This is a genomic window from Spirillospora sp. NPDC052269 (assembly GCF_040679435.1).
In the GTDB taxonomy this organism is placed as follows: Bacteria; Actinomycetota; Actinomycetes; order Streptosporangiales; family Streptosporangiaceae; genus Spirillospora.
On record NZ_JBFAUU010000015.1, the window covers coordinates 162,098 to 177,809 of the forward strand.

Here is a 15,712-nt window from a genome sequence, read left to right on the forward strand (position 1 = left end):
GCGAACGCGGAGGTTCAGCGGGGTGTGAGGCGGTGGGAGAGGAGGGTGCCTGCGAGGGCCAGGATGGCGGTGAGGGCGAAGAGTAGGAGGAGGGCGCCGCGGGGGCTCAGGGACGATATGTGTTCCGCGGCTACGACGGCGGCGCCGCCTAGGCCGGCGACCAGTGCGGTCGACAGGGTCTGGGCCAGTTGGAGCGCGGCGCTGGCCTGTCCCTGCCGGGCGGCGGGGACGGGCTGCAGCGTGGCGGTCGTGGACGCGTTGAACGCGACGCCCATGCCGATTCCGGCGACGGCCCAGCCGAGGACGGCGATCCAGCTCGGCATCGCGCTCGTGACCACCGCCGCCCCGGTCAGGGCGACGCCGCCGAGCAGCACCGCGAACCCGGCGGCCGTTGCGGCGACGCGTCCGGAGTCCCGGCGGGCCTGGAACGCCGAACCGGCGACCCAGGTGATCGCGCCCGCCGACAGGCCGAGGCCCGCCTCGGTCGCGCCCATCCCGCGCAGCTGCTGGAGCCCGAGCGGAAGGAACGCCTCGCTGCCGAAGTACGCCCCGCACAGCAGTGCCCGGACGACGACGCCCGCCCCGAGTCCGGGCCGTGCGCTCAGCGTGCCGCCCGGGGTGACCAGCCGCAGCGCGGGGACGGCGACGACCAGTCCGATCCCCGCGACCACGGCCAGCCGCACCGGGTCGTCCAGCAGCAGTCCCTGGAGGAGCAGGCCGCTGCCCAGGGTCAGCCAGACGGACGCGGCGAGCGGCCGCTTCCACCACGCCACGGCGTCCGCCTCGTCCGGGCCCGGGGCCGAGGGGGCGGGCAGGCGGCCCATCGCGGGCAGGGCGAGGGCGGCCGCCAGCACGGCGATCGGCGGGACGAGGACGAACACCGCCCGCCAGCTCACCGCGTCGCTCAGCGTCCCGGCGGCGACCGGTCCGACGAGGGACGGCAGCGTCCAGGCGGACGACAGCAGGGCGAACATCCGCGCCTGGAGCCGTCCCGGGTAGGCGAGCCCGATCAGCGTGTACGCCATCGCCATCACGGCCCCGACGCCGAGGCCCTGCAGGACCCGTCCGGCGAGGAACGCCGGCCAGGTCGGGGCCGCCCCGGCGACGGCGCAGCCGATCGCGAACACCAGCATGCCGGCCGCCATCGGACGCCGCGGGCCGCGCCGGTCCGCCGACCGTCCGCCGAGGACGGTGCCGACGATGTTCGCCAGCATCAGCGCCGACAGGCCCCAGCCGTAAGAGCCCAGCCCGTGCAGGTCGCCCGCGATGCCGGGCAGCACGGTGGCCACGCCGAGCGACTCGAACGCGACCATGCCGACCGACAGCAGGACCCCGGCCGTGAGCGCCCGGTAGGACGCGCCGAACACACCCTCTTCGGGGGGCGTCGTGTCGGGCGGCACTTCCGGCCGCTCGGTGTGCGCGGAGGGGGACACGGCCATCACCTCTATTTCGTTCCGTTCCGGATCGGAACGAAATAGTACATATACTGGGCGCATGGTCAACAGCGGCAGCCGCCCCGCGGAGCGTCCCGGCCGGCAGGACGCCGCCCCGGCCCGTCCGGGGCGTCCCCGGGACGCGCGGATCGACGAGACCGTCCCGCGCGCGGTGCTCGACCTGCTCGACGAGGTCGGCTACGCGGGCCTCACGATGGAGGGCGTCGCCGCCCGCGCGGGCACGAGCAAACCGGCCCTGCGGCGCCGGTGGCGGTCACTCCCGCACCTGGTCGTCGAGGCCCTCGCGCGGACGGTCGGCACCTCGCCCACCCCCGACACCGGCTGCACGCACTGCGACCTCGTCACCGGCATCGGCACCCTGAGCACGGCGTTCACCACGACCGTCGGACGCCGCGTCCTGCCCGCCCTGGTCGCCGACCTGGCGGACGACCCCGACCTGGAGAAGGAGTTCCGCCGCTCCTACTTCGAGCCGCGCCGCGCGACCACCGCCGCCGCCCTGCGGCGCGGCATCGACCGCGGCGACATCCGCCCGGACGCCGACATCGACCTGCTGCTGGACATGCTGGCCGCCACGACCTACTACCGCGTCCTGTTCGGACACCTGCCCATCACCCCCGCCCTCGCCGAGGACGTCGTCACCGTCGTCCTCGCGGGCGTCGCCACCGACCACCGGCGCGTCCACACCGCCCACTGAGCGGGGCGGTCAGCGGTCGCGGGAGGCCACGAGCGTGGCCAGGGCGCGGAGTTCGGCCTGCCGCTCGGCCGGGATCTCGGCGTGGTCGAGCGCGGTGAAGGCGCCGGCCAGCCGGCGGCGCGCCTCCTGCTCGGCCCAGGCGCGGCCGCCCGCGTGCTCCACGAGCTCGGCGGCCCGCGCCACCTCGCCCTCGCTGAGCTCGGCGGAGAGTCCGATGAGGTCGGCCAGCTCGGCGGCGGCGTTGTTCTTCGAGTGGAGGGCCGCCACCACCGGGAGGCTCTTCTTGCGGGACGTCAGGTCCGACCCCGCGGGCTTCCCGGTGACGGCCGGGTCGCCCCAGATGCCCAGCAGGTCGTCCACGAGCTGGAAGGCGATGCCCAGGTGCCGTCCGAAGACCGCCAGGGCCGACGCCGTCCGCGGACCGGCCCCGCCGGCGAGCGCGCCCAGGCGGCAGGACGCCTCCAGCAGGGCGGCGGTCTTGCCGTCCGACATCTTCAGGCACTCGTCCAGCGACACCCGGGTGCGCCGCTCGAACCGCAGGTCCAGGGACTGCCCGGCGCACAGGCGGACCACGGCGTCCGACAGGACGGTCCGGGCGTCCCGCGCGAACGGGGCCGGAGCGGCGTCGGCCCCCGCCCCGGGCAGGCAGCCGAGCGCCGTCGCCAGTAGCAGGTCTCCCGCCACGATCGCCTGTCCTGTCCCGAACACCGTCCAGGCCGCCGGACGGTGCCGCCGCGTGGTGTCCCGGTCCATGACGTCGTCGTGCAGCAGCGAGAAGTCGTGGACCATCTGCACCGCGACCCCCGCCGCCGTCACCGCCGCCTCCGGAACCTGCGTCCCGAGGGCGGACGCGGCGGCCAGCACCAGCGCCGGGCGGACCGCCTTGCCCCCGCCGTCGGCCGCGCGCCCGTCGATGTCCCACCACCCGGCGTGGTACCCGATCACCCGGCGGACGGGCGACGGCAGGAGGTCGACCGCGCCCCGGTACTCGGGTTCGACCAGCGCCCGGGACCGCTCCAGCAACGGCCGAGCGGACGGCGCGTGGGGGAGGGAACTGGAAACGCTGGCGGACATGCGGACTCCTCACGGGCGGACGTCGCTCCGCAGTCTCGCCGAGCGGCGGCCGCGTCCCGTCCACTTTTGCCGCCCGCGCGGGAACGCTTTGCCAGTGATCTTTTCCATCGGCCGATCGGTCGGCGACGGCGCTGACCGGACGCCCTCGGGGGTGAAAAGGTGGCAATTGCGAACCATGTCCCTTCGCGGAAAGGTCCACCATGTCCTCCGAGACGCCGCCGTCCCCGCTCGCCGCCTACTCGCTCGAGGACCTCAGGGGCCGCCACAGCGTCAAGTGGCGCGACTTCCCGCAGGACGTCCTGCCCATGCACATCGCCGAGATGGACACCCCGATCGCCGCGCCCATCGCCGATGCGCTGGCCCGCGCGGTCGCCCAGGGCGACACCGGCTACGCCACCGCCGGACGCCTGCCCGAGGCCTTCGCCGAGTTCGCCGCCCGCCGCTTCGGCTGGCGGCCGGACCCGGCGTCCATGCGGCTCGTGCCGGACGTGATGGTCGGGATCGCGGAGGTCCTGCAGGTCGTCACCGAACCGGGCGACGGCGTCCTGTTCAACACGCCGGGGTACCCGCCGTACTTCTCCTGGCTGCCCCGGATCGGCCGCCGCGTCGTCGCGAGCCCCCTGGCCGCCACCGACGACGGATACCGCCTCGACCTCGACCGGCTGGAACGCGACTTCGCCTCAGGCGTGCGCGCCTACCTGCTGTGCAACCCCCACAACCCGACGGGCACCGTCTTCTCGGAAGAGGACCTCGAAGCCGTCGCCGAGCTCGCCGCCCGGTACGGCGTCCAGGTCGTCAGCGACGAGATCCACGCGCCGCTCGTCCACCCCGGGGCCCGGCACGTCCCCTTCCCGTCGCTCGACCACCCGGCCGCCGCGGGCTCGGTCGCGTTCCACTCGGCGTCCAAGGCATGGAACGTCGCCGGGCTGAAGGCCGCCCTGGTCGTCGCCGGGCCGGACGCCCGGGCCGTGAGCGCCGCGATCCACGACGAGGTGGAGGACGGCGCCGGACTCTTCGGGGTCCTGGCCGCCGAAGCCGCCTTCGCCCACGGCGAGCCCTGGCTGGACGGCCTGCTCGCCGCCCTCGACGACAACCGCCGTCTGCTCGCGTCGCTCCTGGACAAGCACCTGCCCGCCGTCCGGCACCACCTGCCGCAGGCCAGTTACCTCACGTGGATCGACTGCCGTCCCCTGCGCCTGCCCGGCGAGCCCGCCCGGCTCTTCCTCGAGCACGGCAGGGTCGGCCTTTCCGCAGGTCCGAGATTCGCCCCCGAGGACGACTCCGACCAGGTCGGGCGGGGCTTCGTCCGCTTCAACTTCGGGACCCGTCCCGACCTGCTCACCGAGGCCGTCCAGCGCATGGCGGCCACCATCCAGGAGCTCGCGCCGCCGACGGACTGAGGCTCGCGCCCGGGACTTCCTGAGGCACGCCCGGACGTCCTGAGGTTCGCACCTCAGGACGTTCTGAGGCGCAGGCCCGAGACGTCCTGAGGTGCGCGTTTCCCCAGCAGTTCACCGAACCGCGAACCTCTCCGGGCTTTAGCGATACCGCATCGCCGGAACTGCTCCTTGTAGGTCAGGGATTCTCCATCGACCCAGGAGGACGGCGTGGCGCTGCACGAGAGCGCGAAAGGCACGACCGAGGTCAAAGCGGGCACGGGCGTCTGGCGTGACGCGCCCACGGCATGGGACGACCTGTTCGCCGAGCCGTCGTCCGAGGGGGTGCTGTCCAAGGGGCGGATGCCCGAGCGGATCACCGATCCGCGCGCCGTCTTCGAGATGGTCCGCGCCGAGCTGCAGCTGGACGGCAACGCGTCCCAGAACCTGGCGACGTTCTGCACGACCTGGTCCGAGGACGAGGTCCGCCGGCTGATGGACGACTGTGTCGCCAAGAACATGATCGACAAGGACGAGTACCCGCAGACCGCCGAGATCGAGGCCCGGTGCGTCCGGATCCTGGCGGACCTGTGGAACTCGCCCGCCGAGGCGACCACGATCGGCTGCTCCACCACCGGGTCCAGCGAGGCGGCGATGCTGGGCGGCCTGGCGATGAAATGGCGTTGGCGGCAGCGCCGCCAACGGGAGGGGAAGCCCGCCGATAAGCCGAACCTGGTGTGCGGGCCGGTGCAGATCTGCTGGGAGAAGTTCGCCCGGTACTTCGACGTCGAACTCCGCCAGATCCCGCTGGAGGACGACGCGACCGGCCTGCGCCCCCACCAGCTCGCCGAGCACGTCGACGAGAACACCATCGGCGTCGTCGCCATCCTCGGCGTCACGTTCACCTGCGACTACGAGCCCGTCGCCCAGATCTCGGCCGCGCTGGACCGCATCCAGGACGACACCGGCGTGGACGTCCCCATCCACGTCGACGCGGCCAGCGGCGGCTTCGTCGCCCCCTTCCTGCACCCCGCCCTGGACTGGGACTTCCGGGTGGGCCGCGTCGTGTCGATCAACTCGTCCGGCCACAAGTACGGCCTGGCGCCGCTCGGCGTGGGCTGGGTGGTCTGGCGCGACGCCGAGCACCTGCCGGAGGACCTGGTGTTCTCCGTGGACTACCTCGGCGGCAAGATGCCCACGTTCGCCCTGAACTTCTCCCGCCCCGGCGGCGAGGTCGTCGCCCAGTACTACCTGTTCCAGCGTCTGGGCCGCGAGGGCTACCGGCGCGTTCAGGAGGCCTGCGCCGAGACCGCCCGCTGGCTCGGCGAGCAGATCTCCGTCCTCGGCCCCTTCGAGCTCGTCTACGACGGCCGCGGCGCCCTCCCCGCCGTCTCCTACAGACTCAAACCCGGCCACACCGGCTTCACCCTCTACGACCTGACCGAGCAGCTGCGCGTCCGAGGCTGGCAGGTCCCGTCCTACCCGCTGCCCGCGGGGCGGGACGGCACGGTCGTCCAGCGCGTCCTCGTCCGCCACGGCATCGGCCGCGACGAGGCGTCACTGCTGGTCGAGGACATGAAACGCTGCCTGCAGCGCCTGTCCACGGGCACCACCGGAGCGCCCGCCCGCCCGTCCTTCCACCACTGACCGCCTCGTACCGGCTCGGACGCCTCGTACCGGCTCGGACGCGTCGTCCGCTCGGACGCGTCGTCCGGGCGGCTCGTCCTCAGGGGACGGGTGCGGTCTCCGCGGCGGCGCCGTCGTGGCCGGCGAGGCGCCGGTAGCAGGCGAGGAGTCGCGCGCAGCCGTTCTCGGTGGTGAACTCCGCGGCCTCGGCGCGCGCCTCGGCGGTCACGTGCCCCTTGTCGTCGAGGGCCCGCTGAAGGGCGTCGATGAGCCCGTCGCGGTCGCCGGGCGGGAAGAGGTAGGCGTTGTGCCCGTCCACGAGGACGTTGGTGATGCCGCCGCTGGACGGGACGACCACCGGGGTCCCCGAGGCCATCGCCTCGACGACGGTGCGTCCGAGCGTCTCGTACGGGGACGCCGTGCAGAACGCGTCGCAGGACGCGTAGAGCGCGCCGCGGTCGGCGCCGCGAACGAAGCCGAGCATATGGATCCGGGGTGAGATGGCGGCGAGTTTCGCGATCTGCCCGGTGATGTCGTCCGGCCCCTCGCCCGCGATGAAGAGCGAGAGGTCCTCGTTGCCGGGGTGCGCGTTCAGCCTGAGGTAGGCGCCGATGATGAGGTCCAGGCGCTTCTCCCGGGCGAGTCGTCCCAGGTAGAGGATGCGTTTCCCGCCTCCCTCGTACTCCGGCGCCAGCTTGGTGAGGACGGCCGGGTCGGCGCGGTCCGGGCTGAAGGCGTCGAGGTCGACCCCCACGAACGGCACCTGCTCGATCGGGATGCCGGTGAACTCGCGCAGGGTGGCCTCGGCGTGCGGGCTCGCGCAGACGGCGGCGTCGAAGTGCCGGTACACGAAGCGCATGACGGGCCGGAGGACCGGCACCCGCAGGTGGCGCAGGAGCGGATAGCTCAGGGCGAAGTTGTAGTAGTCACTCTGGTACTGGGCGACATAGGGGACGCCGTGCCGCCGTGCGTAGCGGCGGCCCGGCAATCCCCACGAGGCGAACATGAAGCACCGCTCGGGGTTGGTGACGACCACCAGGTCCGGCGCGATCCGCTCCAGCGTCGCGTCGATCCGCGCGAGCGCCGAACGCCGCGGGACGAGCATCATCCGGTAGGGCAGCCACCGCTTGGCGGGGTAGGCCCGCACCTCCAGGCCGCACGTGTCGGCCCCGGTCGGGGGGACGCCCCCGGCTCCGGCCTCCGCGACGACCCTGGCGGCCTCCGCCGCGCCGTCGGGGGATTCGGGGACGAGCAGGGACAGGCGCACGTCCCGCCGTCCGGCGAACCAGTGGGCCCGCTCCACGTTCCCCAGCGAGACACCGCTGACCTCCGGGGGGAAGCTGGCGGTGATCCAGACGACGGTCAGCGGTTCGGTTCTTCCGGCGCGCGTTCTCAACCTAGTGCTCCGCCCACGGCCATGATCTCGGTTCGGGTCAGGTCAGGAGGTCGCCGGAGAGGGGGCCGGTGACCGGTTCAGGTGGTTTGTCCCTTCCCGGTGTCGTGGCGGCGGGTCCCTTTCTCCAGGCGGTCCGCACGGGCAGGGGGCGGGAGTCGAGGGTGAACCTCTGCCCGTCGTCCGGGAAGGTGACGTTGGGACGGGTGGGGGCGGGCACGTCGTCGCTGAGATGGGTGGCCAGGACCTGCAGCCCCGGGTGGCGGGCGGCGAGCGCCTCGACGTCCCGCAGGCCCATGTGGCCGGCCCTGCCCTCGGCGGGGAAGGTCGTGTCGGCGACGAGGGTCGAGCTGGTCGAGGCGAGTTCCTCGACGGCCGGGCAGTAGGCGGTGTCGCCGGTGAGGCCCAGCGTGGTGCCCTGGTCGTCGGTGACGCGGTAGCCCAGGCCGGGGACGGTGTGCCGGACGGGCCGCGCCTTGATCTCGTAGCGGCGGCCGCCCGCGCTGCCCTCCCACTCGCCGCCGCTGCCGCCGATCTCGACGAAGGACGGCCTGGTCTTCGGCCGGAGCCCCTTCCAGGCGCCGGGGTAGGCCAGCTCGACCAGCTGCCGGACGCGGTCGGCGAGGCCGGCGGGGCCGATCAGCACCAGGTCGGTGTCGCGCCGCCGCAGCAGTCCCTGCTCCAGGAGCAGGAAGACGACGTCCCAGAAATGGTCGGCGTGGAAGTGGGTGATGAGGCAGAGGTCGACGGCCGCGGGGTCGAGCCCGCGGCGGCGCATCGCCTTCATCGACCCGTTCGGGGCGTCGATCAGGATCGCGCCGTCGACCAGCGCCGACGAGCTCATCCGGTCGCTGATGATCGATCCGGTCCCGATGAACTGCAGTTCCATGGGTGGTTCCTCCCCGATGCCCCCTCCGGCCGGAGCGGCCCGCACGCGACCCGCGCCGGTTCTCGTCGCCTCCTGGCCACCTGACCTCGTTGCACTACTTACCGTATATAAGTCATGACAATGAGTGCAGAGGTGGGGGTGGGGGAAGATCTCCCCGAGGGGACTGATGGACACCAGCGCGGACACGGCCGCCGGCACCAGCGCGGTGGCGCCGGAACCCGGCATGACGATGGGCGTGGAGGAGGAGTTCCTGCTCCTGGACGCCGAGACGCTCCAGCCGGTGCCCCGGGCGTCGGCCGTCCTGCGCCGTGCGTGCGCGGAGACCGAGGGCCCGTGCGCCCTGCTAGGGGAGATGTGGAAGAGCCAGGTGGAGAGCACCACCGGCATCTGCACCGGACTCGACGAGCTGCGCGACCACCTGGTCTCCGGGCGGAGCCGCCTCGCGAACGCCGCCCGCGCCGAAGGGACGCGCATCGCCTCGGTGGGCCTGCCGGTCACGCCCTCCCCGGAACCCGTGTCGAGTGACGACCCGCATCACCTGGACTGCCTGGACAGGTTCACCCCGGTCGTGAGCGGCCCCGAGTTCTGCGCCACGCACATCCACATCGGCATGCCCGACCGCGACGTCGGCGTCGCGGTCCTGAACCTGGTCACGCCCTGGCTGCCCGTCCTGCTGGCGGTCACCGCCAACTCGCCCTACCTGCACGGCACCGACACCCGCTTCCACAGCTGGCGCCACCAGGTCTACACGCGCCTGCCCTGCTCCGGCCCGCCGCCCTGGTACGCCTCGTCGGCCGAATACGACGCCGAGTACGACCGGATGGTCGAGGCCGGGCTCTGGACGGCGGGCACCGGTTCCCTCCACACGGTCAGGCTCTCGTCCCGCTACCCCACCCTGGAGGTCCGCGTCGGCGACGCCTGCGCCACCGTGGACGACGCCGTCCTGTACGCGGCGCTGGCGCGCGGCCTGGTCCGGACGGCGCTGACCGACCTGCGCCACGGCCGCACCTGCCCCACCACGGCCCTGGCCGCCCACGCCACCACGTCCGCCGGTCTCTGGGCGTCCGCCCGGCACGGCCTCACCCGCGCCCTGGATCCCCGCACCGGCCGTCCGCTGGACGGCCCGGGGATGATCGCCGCCCTGCTCCGGCACGTCACCCCCGCCCTGGACGATCTCGGTGACACCGTCCGGGTCCGCGCCCTGCTCCGCGACCTCCTCATGCGGGGCAACGGGGCGGACCGCCAGCGCCGCACCCGTCCCGGCCCCGACGCCGCGACCGCCCTGGACACCGTCCTCACCGAGACCCTCCGCGGCGTCGAGGACCCCCTCGCCTGCGACGCCTGAGCGGCGGCCGCCCGACGGCCCCCTGAGATGATCGGGGGAGGAGCGTTCGAGGGGCTGGAGCGGGATGGAACTGCGGCAGATGGAGGTCGTCGTCGCGGTGGCCGAGGAGGGCGGGTTCACGGCCGCCGCGCGGCGGTTGAACGTCGTGCAGTCCGCGGTGTCCGGGACGGTCCGGGCGCTGGAGAGGGAACTCGGCGTCAAGCTGTTCGAGCGGACGACGCACCGGGTCACGCTGACGAGCGCGGGCGCGGCGTTCGTGCCCGCCGCGCGCAACGCGCTGCGGGCGGCCGAGGCGGCGCGGGCGGCGGCGGACGAGGCGCGGGGCCGCCTGCGCGGCGTGCTGACGGTCGGGACGATGCAGGGCGTGTGGCTCGGTCTCGGCCGGGCGCTGGCGGAACTGCGCGCCGAGCATCCCGAGCTGACGGTCCGGCTGCGTCAGGCGGCGGTCGCCGACATCCGGACGGCGCTGCGGGACGGCTCGGTGGACGTCGCGGTCGTGGCGTTCGACCGCCAGCAGCGGCGCGGCCTGGAGGTCCGCTCGCTCGCGCGCGAGGAGATGGTCCTGGCCGCCGCCCCCGCCCGTGCCTTCCAACAGGACGACACGGTCACGTTCGCGGAGACGGCCGGGATGCCCTTCGTGGACTTCGCCCCCGGCTGGGCGATCCGGGCGGCGGTGGACCGGGCGTACCGTGCGGCGGCCGTCGAGCGCACCCCGGTGTTCGAGGCGAACGACATCGTGGCGGCCGCCGAACTCGTCCAGCACGACCTGGGCGTCTGCGTGATGCCGGAGTCGATCGCCGCCCGGTTCCCCGGCCTGGCGTTGCGCCGGTTCACCGGCCGTCCGCCCCGCTGGGACGTCACGGTGGTGCGTCCCGGCGGGGACCCGGCCCCGGCGGTGGCGGCGCTGCTACGCCACCTCACCTGAGGCCGTCCGGGCGGCGCGGAGTTCGGTCGTCCAGTAGAGCAGGGCCAGCAGCGGCAGGACGGCGGCGAGGGCGAGCAGGACGATGTCGTGGGCGCCGATCCCGGCGAGCAGCGCGGCGAGCGCCCCGGCCGCCAGCGCGGCCCCGGTCATCCGGCGGCCCAGACCGCGGTCGGCCCAGTGCCCCGCCAGCGGCGCGACGGCCGCGCCCGCCGCGCCGACCAGCGCGAACAGGCCGACCCCGGTGGAGCCGTAGTGGAAGTGGGGGCCGGTCAGCAGGAACGAGACCGTCGTCCAGAACGCGCTGAACGCGCCGAACATCGCCGCCTGGTACAGGCCGCGCCGCAGGATCGCCGGGTGCGTGCGCACCAGCCGCACGGTGGAGCGGAGCACGTGGTGGTAGGGGAGGGACGTGGTCGGCGCGTGCGCGGGCAGCGTCAGCCGCAGGGCGACGGCCAGCAGCGCGGTCAGCACGGCCGAACCGGCGTACACGGCCCGCCATCCGGCGGCGTCGGCGACCAGGGCGCTGATCGTCCGGGAGAGCAGGATGCCGGTGAGCAGCCCGGCCATCACCCGTCCGACGACCCGTCCGCGGGCGTGGTCGGGCGCCATGCTCGCGGCGAACGGGACGAGGATCTGGGCGACGACCGAGGTCGCGCCGCTGACCAGCGAGGCGAGCAGCAGCATCGGGAACCCGGTCGCCGCGCCCGCGGCCGCCAGGACGGCGCTGGTCACCGCCAGCAGCAGCGTCACCAGCCCGCGCTTCTCGAAGCGGTCGCCGAGGGGCACCAGGAACAGCATGCCGATGACGTAGCCGATCTGGGTGACCGTCACGATCGCGCCCGCCGTGGCGGTGCCGACGTGGAAGGCCCCGGCCAGGGTGGAGAGCAGCGGCTGCGCGTAGTAGAGGTTCGCGACCGTGGCGCCGGTGGCGAAGGCGAGCAGCGCCACCAGCCATCCCGGCACCCCGCCGCGGCCGGCGCCGGTGACGCGGGACACGTCCGTCGCCGGAGTCGTGGAACTGGACTGGGTTGTCATGGCCACCTTCTATGGGACTCGGATCCGTTCGTGCGGCGGAAGTGCCGCACGTCCCTGAGAGCGTTCGCGCCCTCGGATCGCTTCCCACCTGACGGCGATGATCGACGACGACAGTCATCTCTGTTCGTGATGACCGATGCCGCGCCCGTTGTGCGGGCGCGGCATCGGTCGGCCACAACGGTCGGCCGGGATGGCCAGCCGGGGACGGTCAGGCGAGGACGGCCGCGGTGATGGCGCGGGCGACCGCCTCGGGATGCGACAGCGCGACCGCGTGGGAGGCCCCCGCCAGCTCCACGGTCTCGGCGCCGATCCGCGCGGCGGCGGCCCGCTGGGCGCCGGGGTCGATGGCGTGGTCGGCCCCGGCCACGACGAACCGGGACGGCAGCCGCTTCCATCCGGGCTCGACGGCGAGCGGCTCGGCCAGCGCGCGCTCGGCGACCGGGCGCTGCGAGGCGGCCATCAGCGCGGCCGTGTCGGACGGCAGGTCGGCGCAGAACACCGAGTGGAACCGGGCCTCGTCGATGGTGAACTCGGTGGCCGCGCCCGAGCCGTCCGGGTAGGTGCCGGGGACCAGCGCCGAACCCAGTTCGGGCGCCGGGAAGCCCTCCACCGACGACAGCGCGCTCATGCCGGTGTCCAGCCCGAACGCGGCGACGAAGACCAGGCCCTCGACGTTGTCCGCCGAGGACGAGGCGTGCGTGATGACCGGGCCGCCGTAGGAGTGGCCGACGAGCACCACGGGGCCGTCGATCCGCGCGACGACCGAGGCGACGTAGTCGCCGTCGTGGGCGAGCCCGCGCAGCGGGTTGGCGACGGCCAGGACCCGGGTGCCGGCGTCGCGCAGCCGCTCGGCGACGGGCCGCCAGCTGGAACCGTCCGCGAACGCCCCGTGGACGAGGACGACGGTGGGCTCGGTCATGCGGATTCCTCCGTAGTGGTGGTGGTGACGCGGATCGCGTCGCGGATCAGCGCGGCGACCTCCTGGGGCCGCGACAGCATCACCAGGTGCGAGGAGTCGAGCTCCACGGCCTCGATGCCGGCGCGCCGGTAGCCGAACCGCTCGACGTCGGGGTTGATGGTCCGGTCGGCCGCGGCGACGATCCCGAAGGCGGGCCTGGTCCGCCAGGCGGCCGCCGGGGCGGGCTCGCCGAACGCGGCGGCGGCCAGCGGGCGCTGGGTCACCGCCAGCACCCGGGCGAGGTCCTCCTCGACGTCGGCGGCGAACACGGCGTGGAACCGCTCGGGGTCCACGTAGACGTCGACGCCCGTCTCGTCGCCGTTCCCGGTCGGGTACGGCCGCTGGACCAGCGCGGACGCCAGTGCCGAGTCGGGGAAGCCGCCCTGCAGCACGCCCAGGCTCTCGCCCTCCTCCAGTGCGTATCCGGCCAAATAGACCAGGGCGGTGACGTTCTCCTCGACGCCCGCGACCGTGATCACCGCGCCGCCGTAGGAGTGGCCGACCAGGACGACCGGGCCGTCGATCGCGCGGACGATCGACGCGACGTACGCGGCGTCGCCGGAGAGGCTGCGGTTGGGCACGGCGGGCACGACGACCGGGATGCCGTCCGCCCGCAGCTCGGGGATCAGCCGCGCGAAGCTGGAGCCGTCCGCGAACGCCCCGTGGACCAGGACGACGGTGGGCGGCGATGGGGATTCGTTCATGGGGAGTCTCCGGTGGATGGGACGGGTCAGGCGTGCAGGGCGTCGTGCAGGAACTCGCCCGCCTGCCGGGTGGCGGCCTTGGCGGCGTGCGTGTCGCGCAGGGCGTTGAGCATCACGAAGTCGTGGATGATGCCCTGGTAGCGGACGGCCGTGACCGGCACCCCAGCCGCGCGGAGCCGGGCGGCGTACGCCTCGCCCTCGTCCCGCAGGACGTCGGCCTCGGCGACGATGACCAGCGCGGGCGGCAGCCCGGTGAGGTCGTCGAGGGACGCGCGCAGCGGCGACGCGGTGATCTCGGCGCGCTCGGCCGGGTCGGTCGTGTACTGGTCCCAGAACCAGCGCATGCCCTCGCGGCTCAGGAAGTAGCCCTTCTCGAACCGCTCGTAGGAGCCGGTGTCGAAGGCCGCGTTCGTGACCGGGTAGAACAGCACCTGCGCGGCCAGGGCCGGGCCGCCGTTCCGCTTGGCCAGCAGCGTCGTCGCCGCCGCCATGTTCCCGCCGACCGAGTCGCCGGCTACGGCGATGCGGGACGCGTCCAGGCCGTGCTCGGCGCCGTTCGCCGCGATCCACTCCAGCGCGGCGTAGATCTCCTCGATCGCCGTCGGGTACCTGACCTCGGGGGAGAGGCTGTACTCGACGAACACCGTCGCGGCGTTCGCCCGGACGGTGAGCTCGCGGACGAGCCGGTCGTGGGTGTGGGCGTTGCCGAACACCCAGCCCGCGCCGTGGATGTACAGGACGACCGGCAGGGTCTCCGTGCTGCCCGCCGGACGCAGGACGCGGATCCGGACGTTCCCCGTGGGACCGCCCGGGACGGTGAGGTCGACGACGTCGGCGTCCGGGACGGGCACGTCGCCGTCCTGGACGCTGTCGACGGTCTTGCGTCCCTCGACGGGGCCGAGGTCGTAGAGGAAGGGCGGGTTGGCGGTGGCTTCGACGAACTCCTGCGCGGCGGGTTCGAGAACAGGTCGTGTTTCGCTCATGAAGCCAGCTTCCCGGCGTTCCGCCCAGGCGACATCAGTCAGTCGACTGCACCACCGCGATGCAGTCGTCGCAGTCATCGTCCGAAGCCGCCGAAGGGCATGCGAACAGACCCGCGCGCGGCGGCGGGCAGGCGTGTCAGAGAAGGTGAGGACGCCAGACCGCCCGGGGGCGGCCTGGCGGCCGGGCAGGCGTGTCAGAGAAGGAGGGGGCCAGGCCGTCCGGGGAGCGGTCGGGCGGGCGTGCCTCAGAAGGAGAGGGCGTCCTTGAGGAACGCGCCGCCCTGGCGCAGCGCGGCGCGGGTGGGCGGGCTGTCGCGCAGGGCGGTGAGCGAGGCGAAGTCGTGGACGGTGCCCAGGTAGCGGACGGCGGTGACGGCGACGCCCACGTTCCGCAGATTGCGGGCGTACTGCTCGCCGTCGTCGCGGGCGACGTCCGCCTCGGCGGAGACGATCATCGTGTCGGGCAGTCCGGCCAGCTCCTCGGCGGTGGCGCGGAGCGGCGCGGCGAAGGGCTCGGCGAGCTGCCGCTCGTCGTCGCTGTACTGCCGCCAGTACCAGCGCACCGCCTCGTCCGGCAGCAGCGGGTCGCCGCCGAACTCCCGGTGGGACGCGCCGGAGCAGGCCGGGTCGGTGAGCGGGTAGTACAGCAGCTGGCCGCGCAGCCGCGGACCGCCGCGCTGCTTGGCGACCAGGGCGAGCGCGGCGGCGATCGTGGCGCCCGCGCAGTCCCCGGCGACCGCGACCCTGCGCGCGTCGAGGCCGAGGCTTCCGGCCTCGTCCAGCGCCCAGAGCAGCAGCGCGTAGCACTCCTCCAGCGCGATCGGGTACCGCGCCTCGGGCGTGCGGGTGTACTCGGGGACGACCAGCGCCGCGCCCGAGCCGAGCACGAGCCCGCCGATGACCTGGCCGTGGGTGTGCAGGTCGCCCAGCATCCACCGGCCGCCGTGGACGTACAGCACGGCCGGCAGCGGCCCGGTCGCCCGCTCGGGGCGGACGAGCCAGAACCCGGTGAGCCCGGACGGCCCGACGGGCGCGACCTTGAACTCGGCGCGCACCCCGGGCGGCAGCGTGTGGTGCCCCTGCGCCTCGGCCAGCGCCTGGCGGCCGTCCTGGGGGCCGAGCTGGTGGAGGTACGGCGGGGCGGCGGCGGCGTCCCGAAGACGCTGGACGAGAGGGTCGAGCACCACCGGCTCGCCTGTCTCAGAGTCCCGCGCGTCCACGTCGCCCACCTCCGTTCGGACGCAGCCTAGCGGCCG

14 protein-coding genes are annotated in these 15,712 nt (G+C 74.0%); 5 read left to right on the forward strand and 9 right to left on the reverse strand.

Annotated features, from left to right (window positions below; genetic code table 11):
* Positions 1–14: 14 nt before the first annotated feature.
* Positions 15–1,433: an MFS transporter gene (locus AB0L06_RS30255; protein ID WP_500234516.1), complete on the reverse strand. Its 1,419-nt coding sequence runs from the start codon at positions 1,431–1,433 to the stop codon at positions 15–17.
* A gap of 61 nt (positions 1,434–1,494) precedes the next feature.
* On the opposite strand from AB0L06_RS30255, the gene AB0L06_RS30260 reads away from it, so the two are divergent.
* Positions 1,495–2,148, forward strand: a complete 654-nt coding sequence (locus AB0L06_RS30260) for a TetR/AcrR family transcriptional regulator (protein WP_500234517.1) — start codon at positions 1,495–1,497, stop codon at positions 2,146–2,148.
* 9 nt (positions 2,149–2,157) lie between these two features.
* Here the strand turns inward: AB0L06_RS30260 and AB0L06_RS30265 are convergent, their stop codons facing one another.
* On the reverse strand, positions 2,158–3,222 hold the full coding sequence (locus tag AB0L06_RS30265) for a polyprenyl synthetase family protein (RefSeq protein ID WP_500234518.1): 1,065 nt from the start codon (positions 3,220–3,222) through the stop codon (positions 2,158–2,160).
* 200 nt (positions 3,223–3,422) lie between these two features.
* On the opposite strand from AB0L06_RS30265, the gene AB0L06_RS30270 reads away from it, so the two are divergent.
* Positions 3,423–4,622, forward strand: coding sequence for a MalY/PatB family protein (locus AB0L06_RS30270; protein ID WP_500234519.1), 1,200 nt, complete (start codon positions 3,423–3,425; stop codon positions 4,620–4,622).
* Positions 4,623–4,829: 207 nt separating this feature from the next.
* Positions 4,830–6,245 carry a glutamate decarboxylase gene (gene gad, locus AB0L06_RS30275; protein WP_500234520.1) on the forward strand — a complete coding sequence of 472 codons (1,416 nt, stop codon included), beginning with the start codon at positions 4,830–4,832 and terminating at the stop codon, positions 6,243–6,245.
* Positions 6,246–6,324: 79 nt separating this feature from the next.
* On the opposite strand, the gene AB0L06_RS30280 is transcribed toward gad, so the two are convergent.
* Both AB0L06_RS30280 and AB0L06_RS30285 read right to left on the reverse strand, forming a co-directional pair.
* A complete protein-coding gene (locus AB0L06_RS30280; RefSeq protein ID WP_500234521.1) occupies positions 6,325–7,620 on the reverse strand; it encodes a glycosyltransferase in 1,296 nt (431 codons plus the stop codon).
* Between the two features lie 37 nt (positions 7,621–7,657).
* Positions 7,658–8,506, reverse strand: coding sequence for an MBL fold metallo-hydrolase (locus AB0L06_RS30285; RefSeq protein WP_500234522.1), 849 nt, complete (start codon positions 8,504–8,506; stop codon positions 7,658–7,660).
* A gap of 166 nt (positions 8,507–8,672) precedes the next feature.
* Here AB0L06_RS30285 and AB0L06_RS30290 point away from each other — a divergent pair, with 166 nt between their 5' ends.
* On the forward strand, positions 8,673–9,851 hold the full coding sequence (locus AB0L06_RS30290) for a carboxylate-amine ligase (RefSeq protein ID WP_500234523.1): 1,179 nt from the start codon (positions 8,673–8,675) through the stop codon (positions 9,849–9,851).
* Between the two features lie 64 nt (positions 9,852–9,915).
* Positions 9,916–10,776: a LysR family transcriptional regulator gene (locus AB0L06_RS30295; protein ID WP_500234524.1), complete on the forward strand. Its 861-nt coding sequence runs from the start codon at positions 9,916–9,918 to the stop codon at positions 10,774–10,776.
* Here the strand turns inward: AB0L06_RS30295 and AB0L06_RS30300 are convergent.
* From AB0L06_RS30300 to AB0L06_RS30320, 5 genes are all read right to left on the reverse strand, one after another.
* The gene (locus AB0L06_RS30300; protein WP_500234525.1) at positions 10,759–11,811 is read right to left on the reverse strand and encodes an MFS transporter; all 1,053 of its coding nucleotides are present in this window, start codon (positions 11,809–11,811) and stop codon (positions 10,759–10,761) included. The genes AB0L06_RS30295 and AB0L06_RS30300 overlap by 18 nt on opposite strands.
* 208 nt (positions 11,812–12,019) lie before the next feature.
* A complete protein-coding gene (locus AB0L06_RS30305; protein WP_500234526.1) occupies positions 12,020–12,730 on the reverse strand; it encodes an alpha/beta fold hydrolase in 711 nt (236 codons plus the stop codon).
* On the reverse strand, positions 12,727–13,473 hold the full coding sequence (locus AB0L06_RS30310) for an alpha/beta fold hydrolase (RefSeq protein WP_500234527.1): 747 nt from the start codon (positions 13,471–13,473) through the stop codon (positions 12,727–12,729). The genes AB0L06_RS30305 and AB0L06_RS30310 overlap by 4 nt, the downstream gene beginning before the upstream one ends.
* Positions 13,474–13,499: 26 nt before the next feature.
* Positions 13,500–14,456, reverse strand: a complete 957-nt coding sequence (locus AB0L06_RS30315; protein ID WP_500234528.1) for an alpha/beta hydrolase — start codon at positions 14,454–14,456, stop codon at positions 13,500–13,502.
* Positions 14,457–14,701: 245 nt separating this feature from the next.
* The gene (locus tag AB0L06_RS30320; RefSeq protein ID WP_500234529.1) at positions 14,702–15,676 is read right to left on the reverse strand and encodes an alpha/beta hydrolase; all 975 of its coding nucleotides are present in this window, start codon (positions 15,674–15,676) and stop codon (positions 14,702–14,704) included.
* Between the last annotated feature and the right edge of the window lie 36 nt (positions 15,677–15,712).

Coding starts and splice junctions, on each gene's coding strand:
- AB0L06_RS30260 (WP_500234517.1), top strand. CDS start 1,495: ATGGTCAACAGCGGCAGCCGCCCCGCGGAGCGTCCCGGCCGGCAGGAC.
- AB0L06_RS30265 (WP_500234518.1), bottom strand. CDS start 3,222: ATGTCCGCCAGCGTTTCCAGTTCCCTCCCCCACGCGCCGTCCGCTCGG.
- AB0L06_RS30270 (WP_500234519.1), top strand. CDS start 3,423: ATGTCCTCCGAGACGCCGCCGTCCCCGCTCGCCGCCTACTCGCTCGAG.
- AB0L06_RS30285 (WP_500234522.1), bottom strand. CDS start 8,506: ATGGAACTGCAGTTCATCGGGACCGGATCGATCATCAGCGACCGGATG.
- AB0L06_RS30290 (WP_500234523.1), top strand. CDS start 8,673: ATGGACACCAGCGCGGACACGGCCGCCGGCACCAGCGCGGTGGCGCCG.
- AB0L06_RS30295 (WP_500234524.1), top strand. CDS start 9,916: ATGGAACTGCGGCAGATGGAGGTCGTCGTCGCGGTGGCCGAGGAGGGC.
- AB0L06_RS30300 (WP_500234525.1), bottom strand. CDS start 11,811: ATGACAACCCAGTCCAGTTCCACGACTCCGGCGACGGACGTGTCCCGC.
- AB0L06_RS30305 (WP_500234526.1), bottom strand. CDS start 12,730: ATGACCGAGCCCACCGTCGTCCTCGTCCACGGGGCGTTCGCGGACGGT.
- AB0L06_RS30310 (WP_500234527.1), bottom strand. CDS start 13,473: ATGAACGAATCCCCATCGCCGCCCACCGTCGTCCTGGTCCACGGGGCG.
- AB0L06_RS30315 (WP_500234528.1), bottom strand. CDS start 14,456: ATGAGCGAAACACGACCTGTTCTCGAACCCGCCGCGCAGGAGTTCGTC.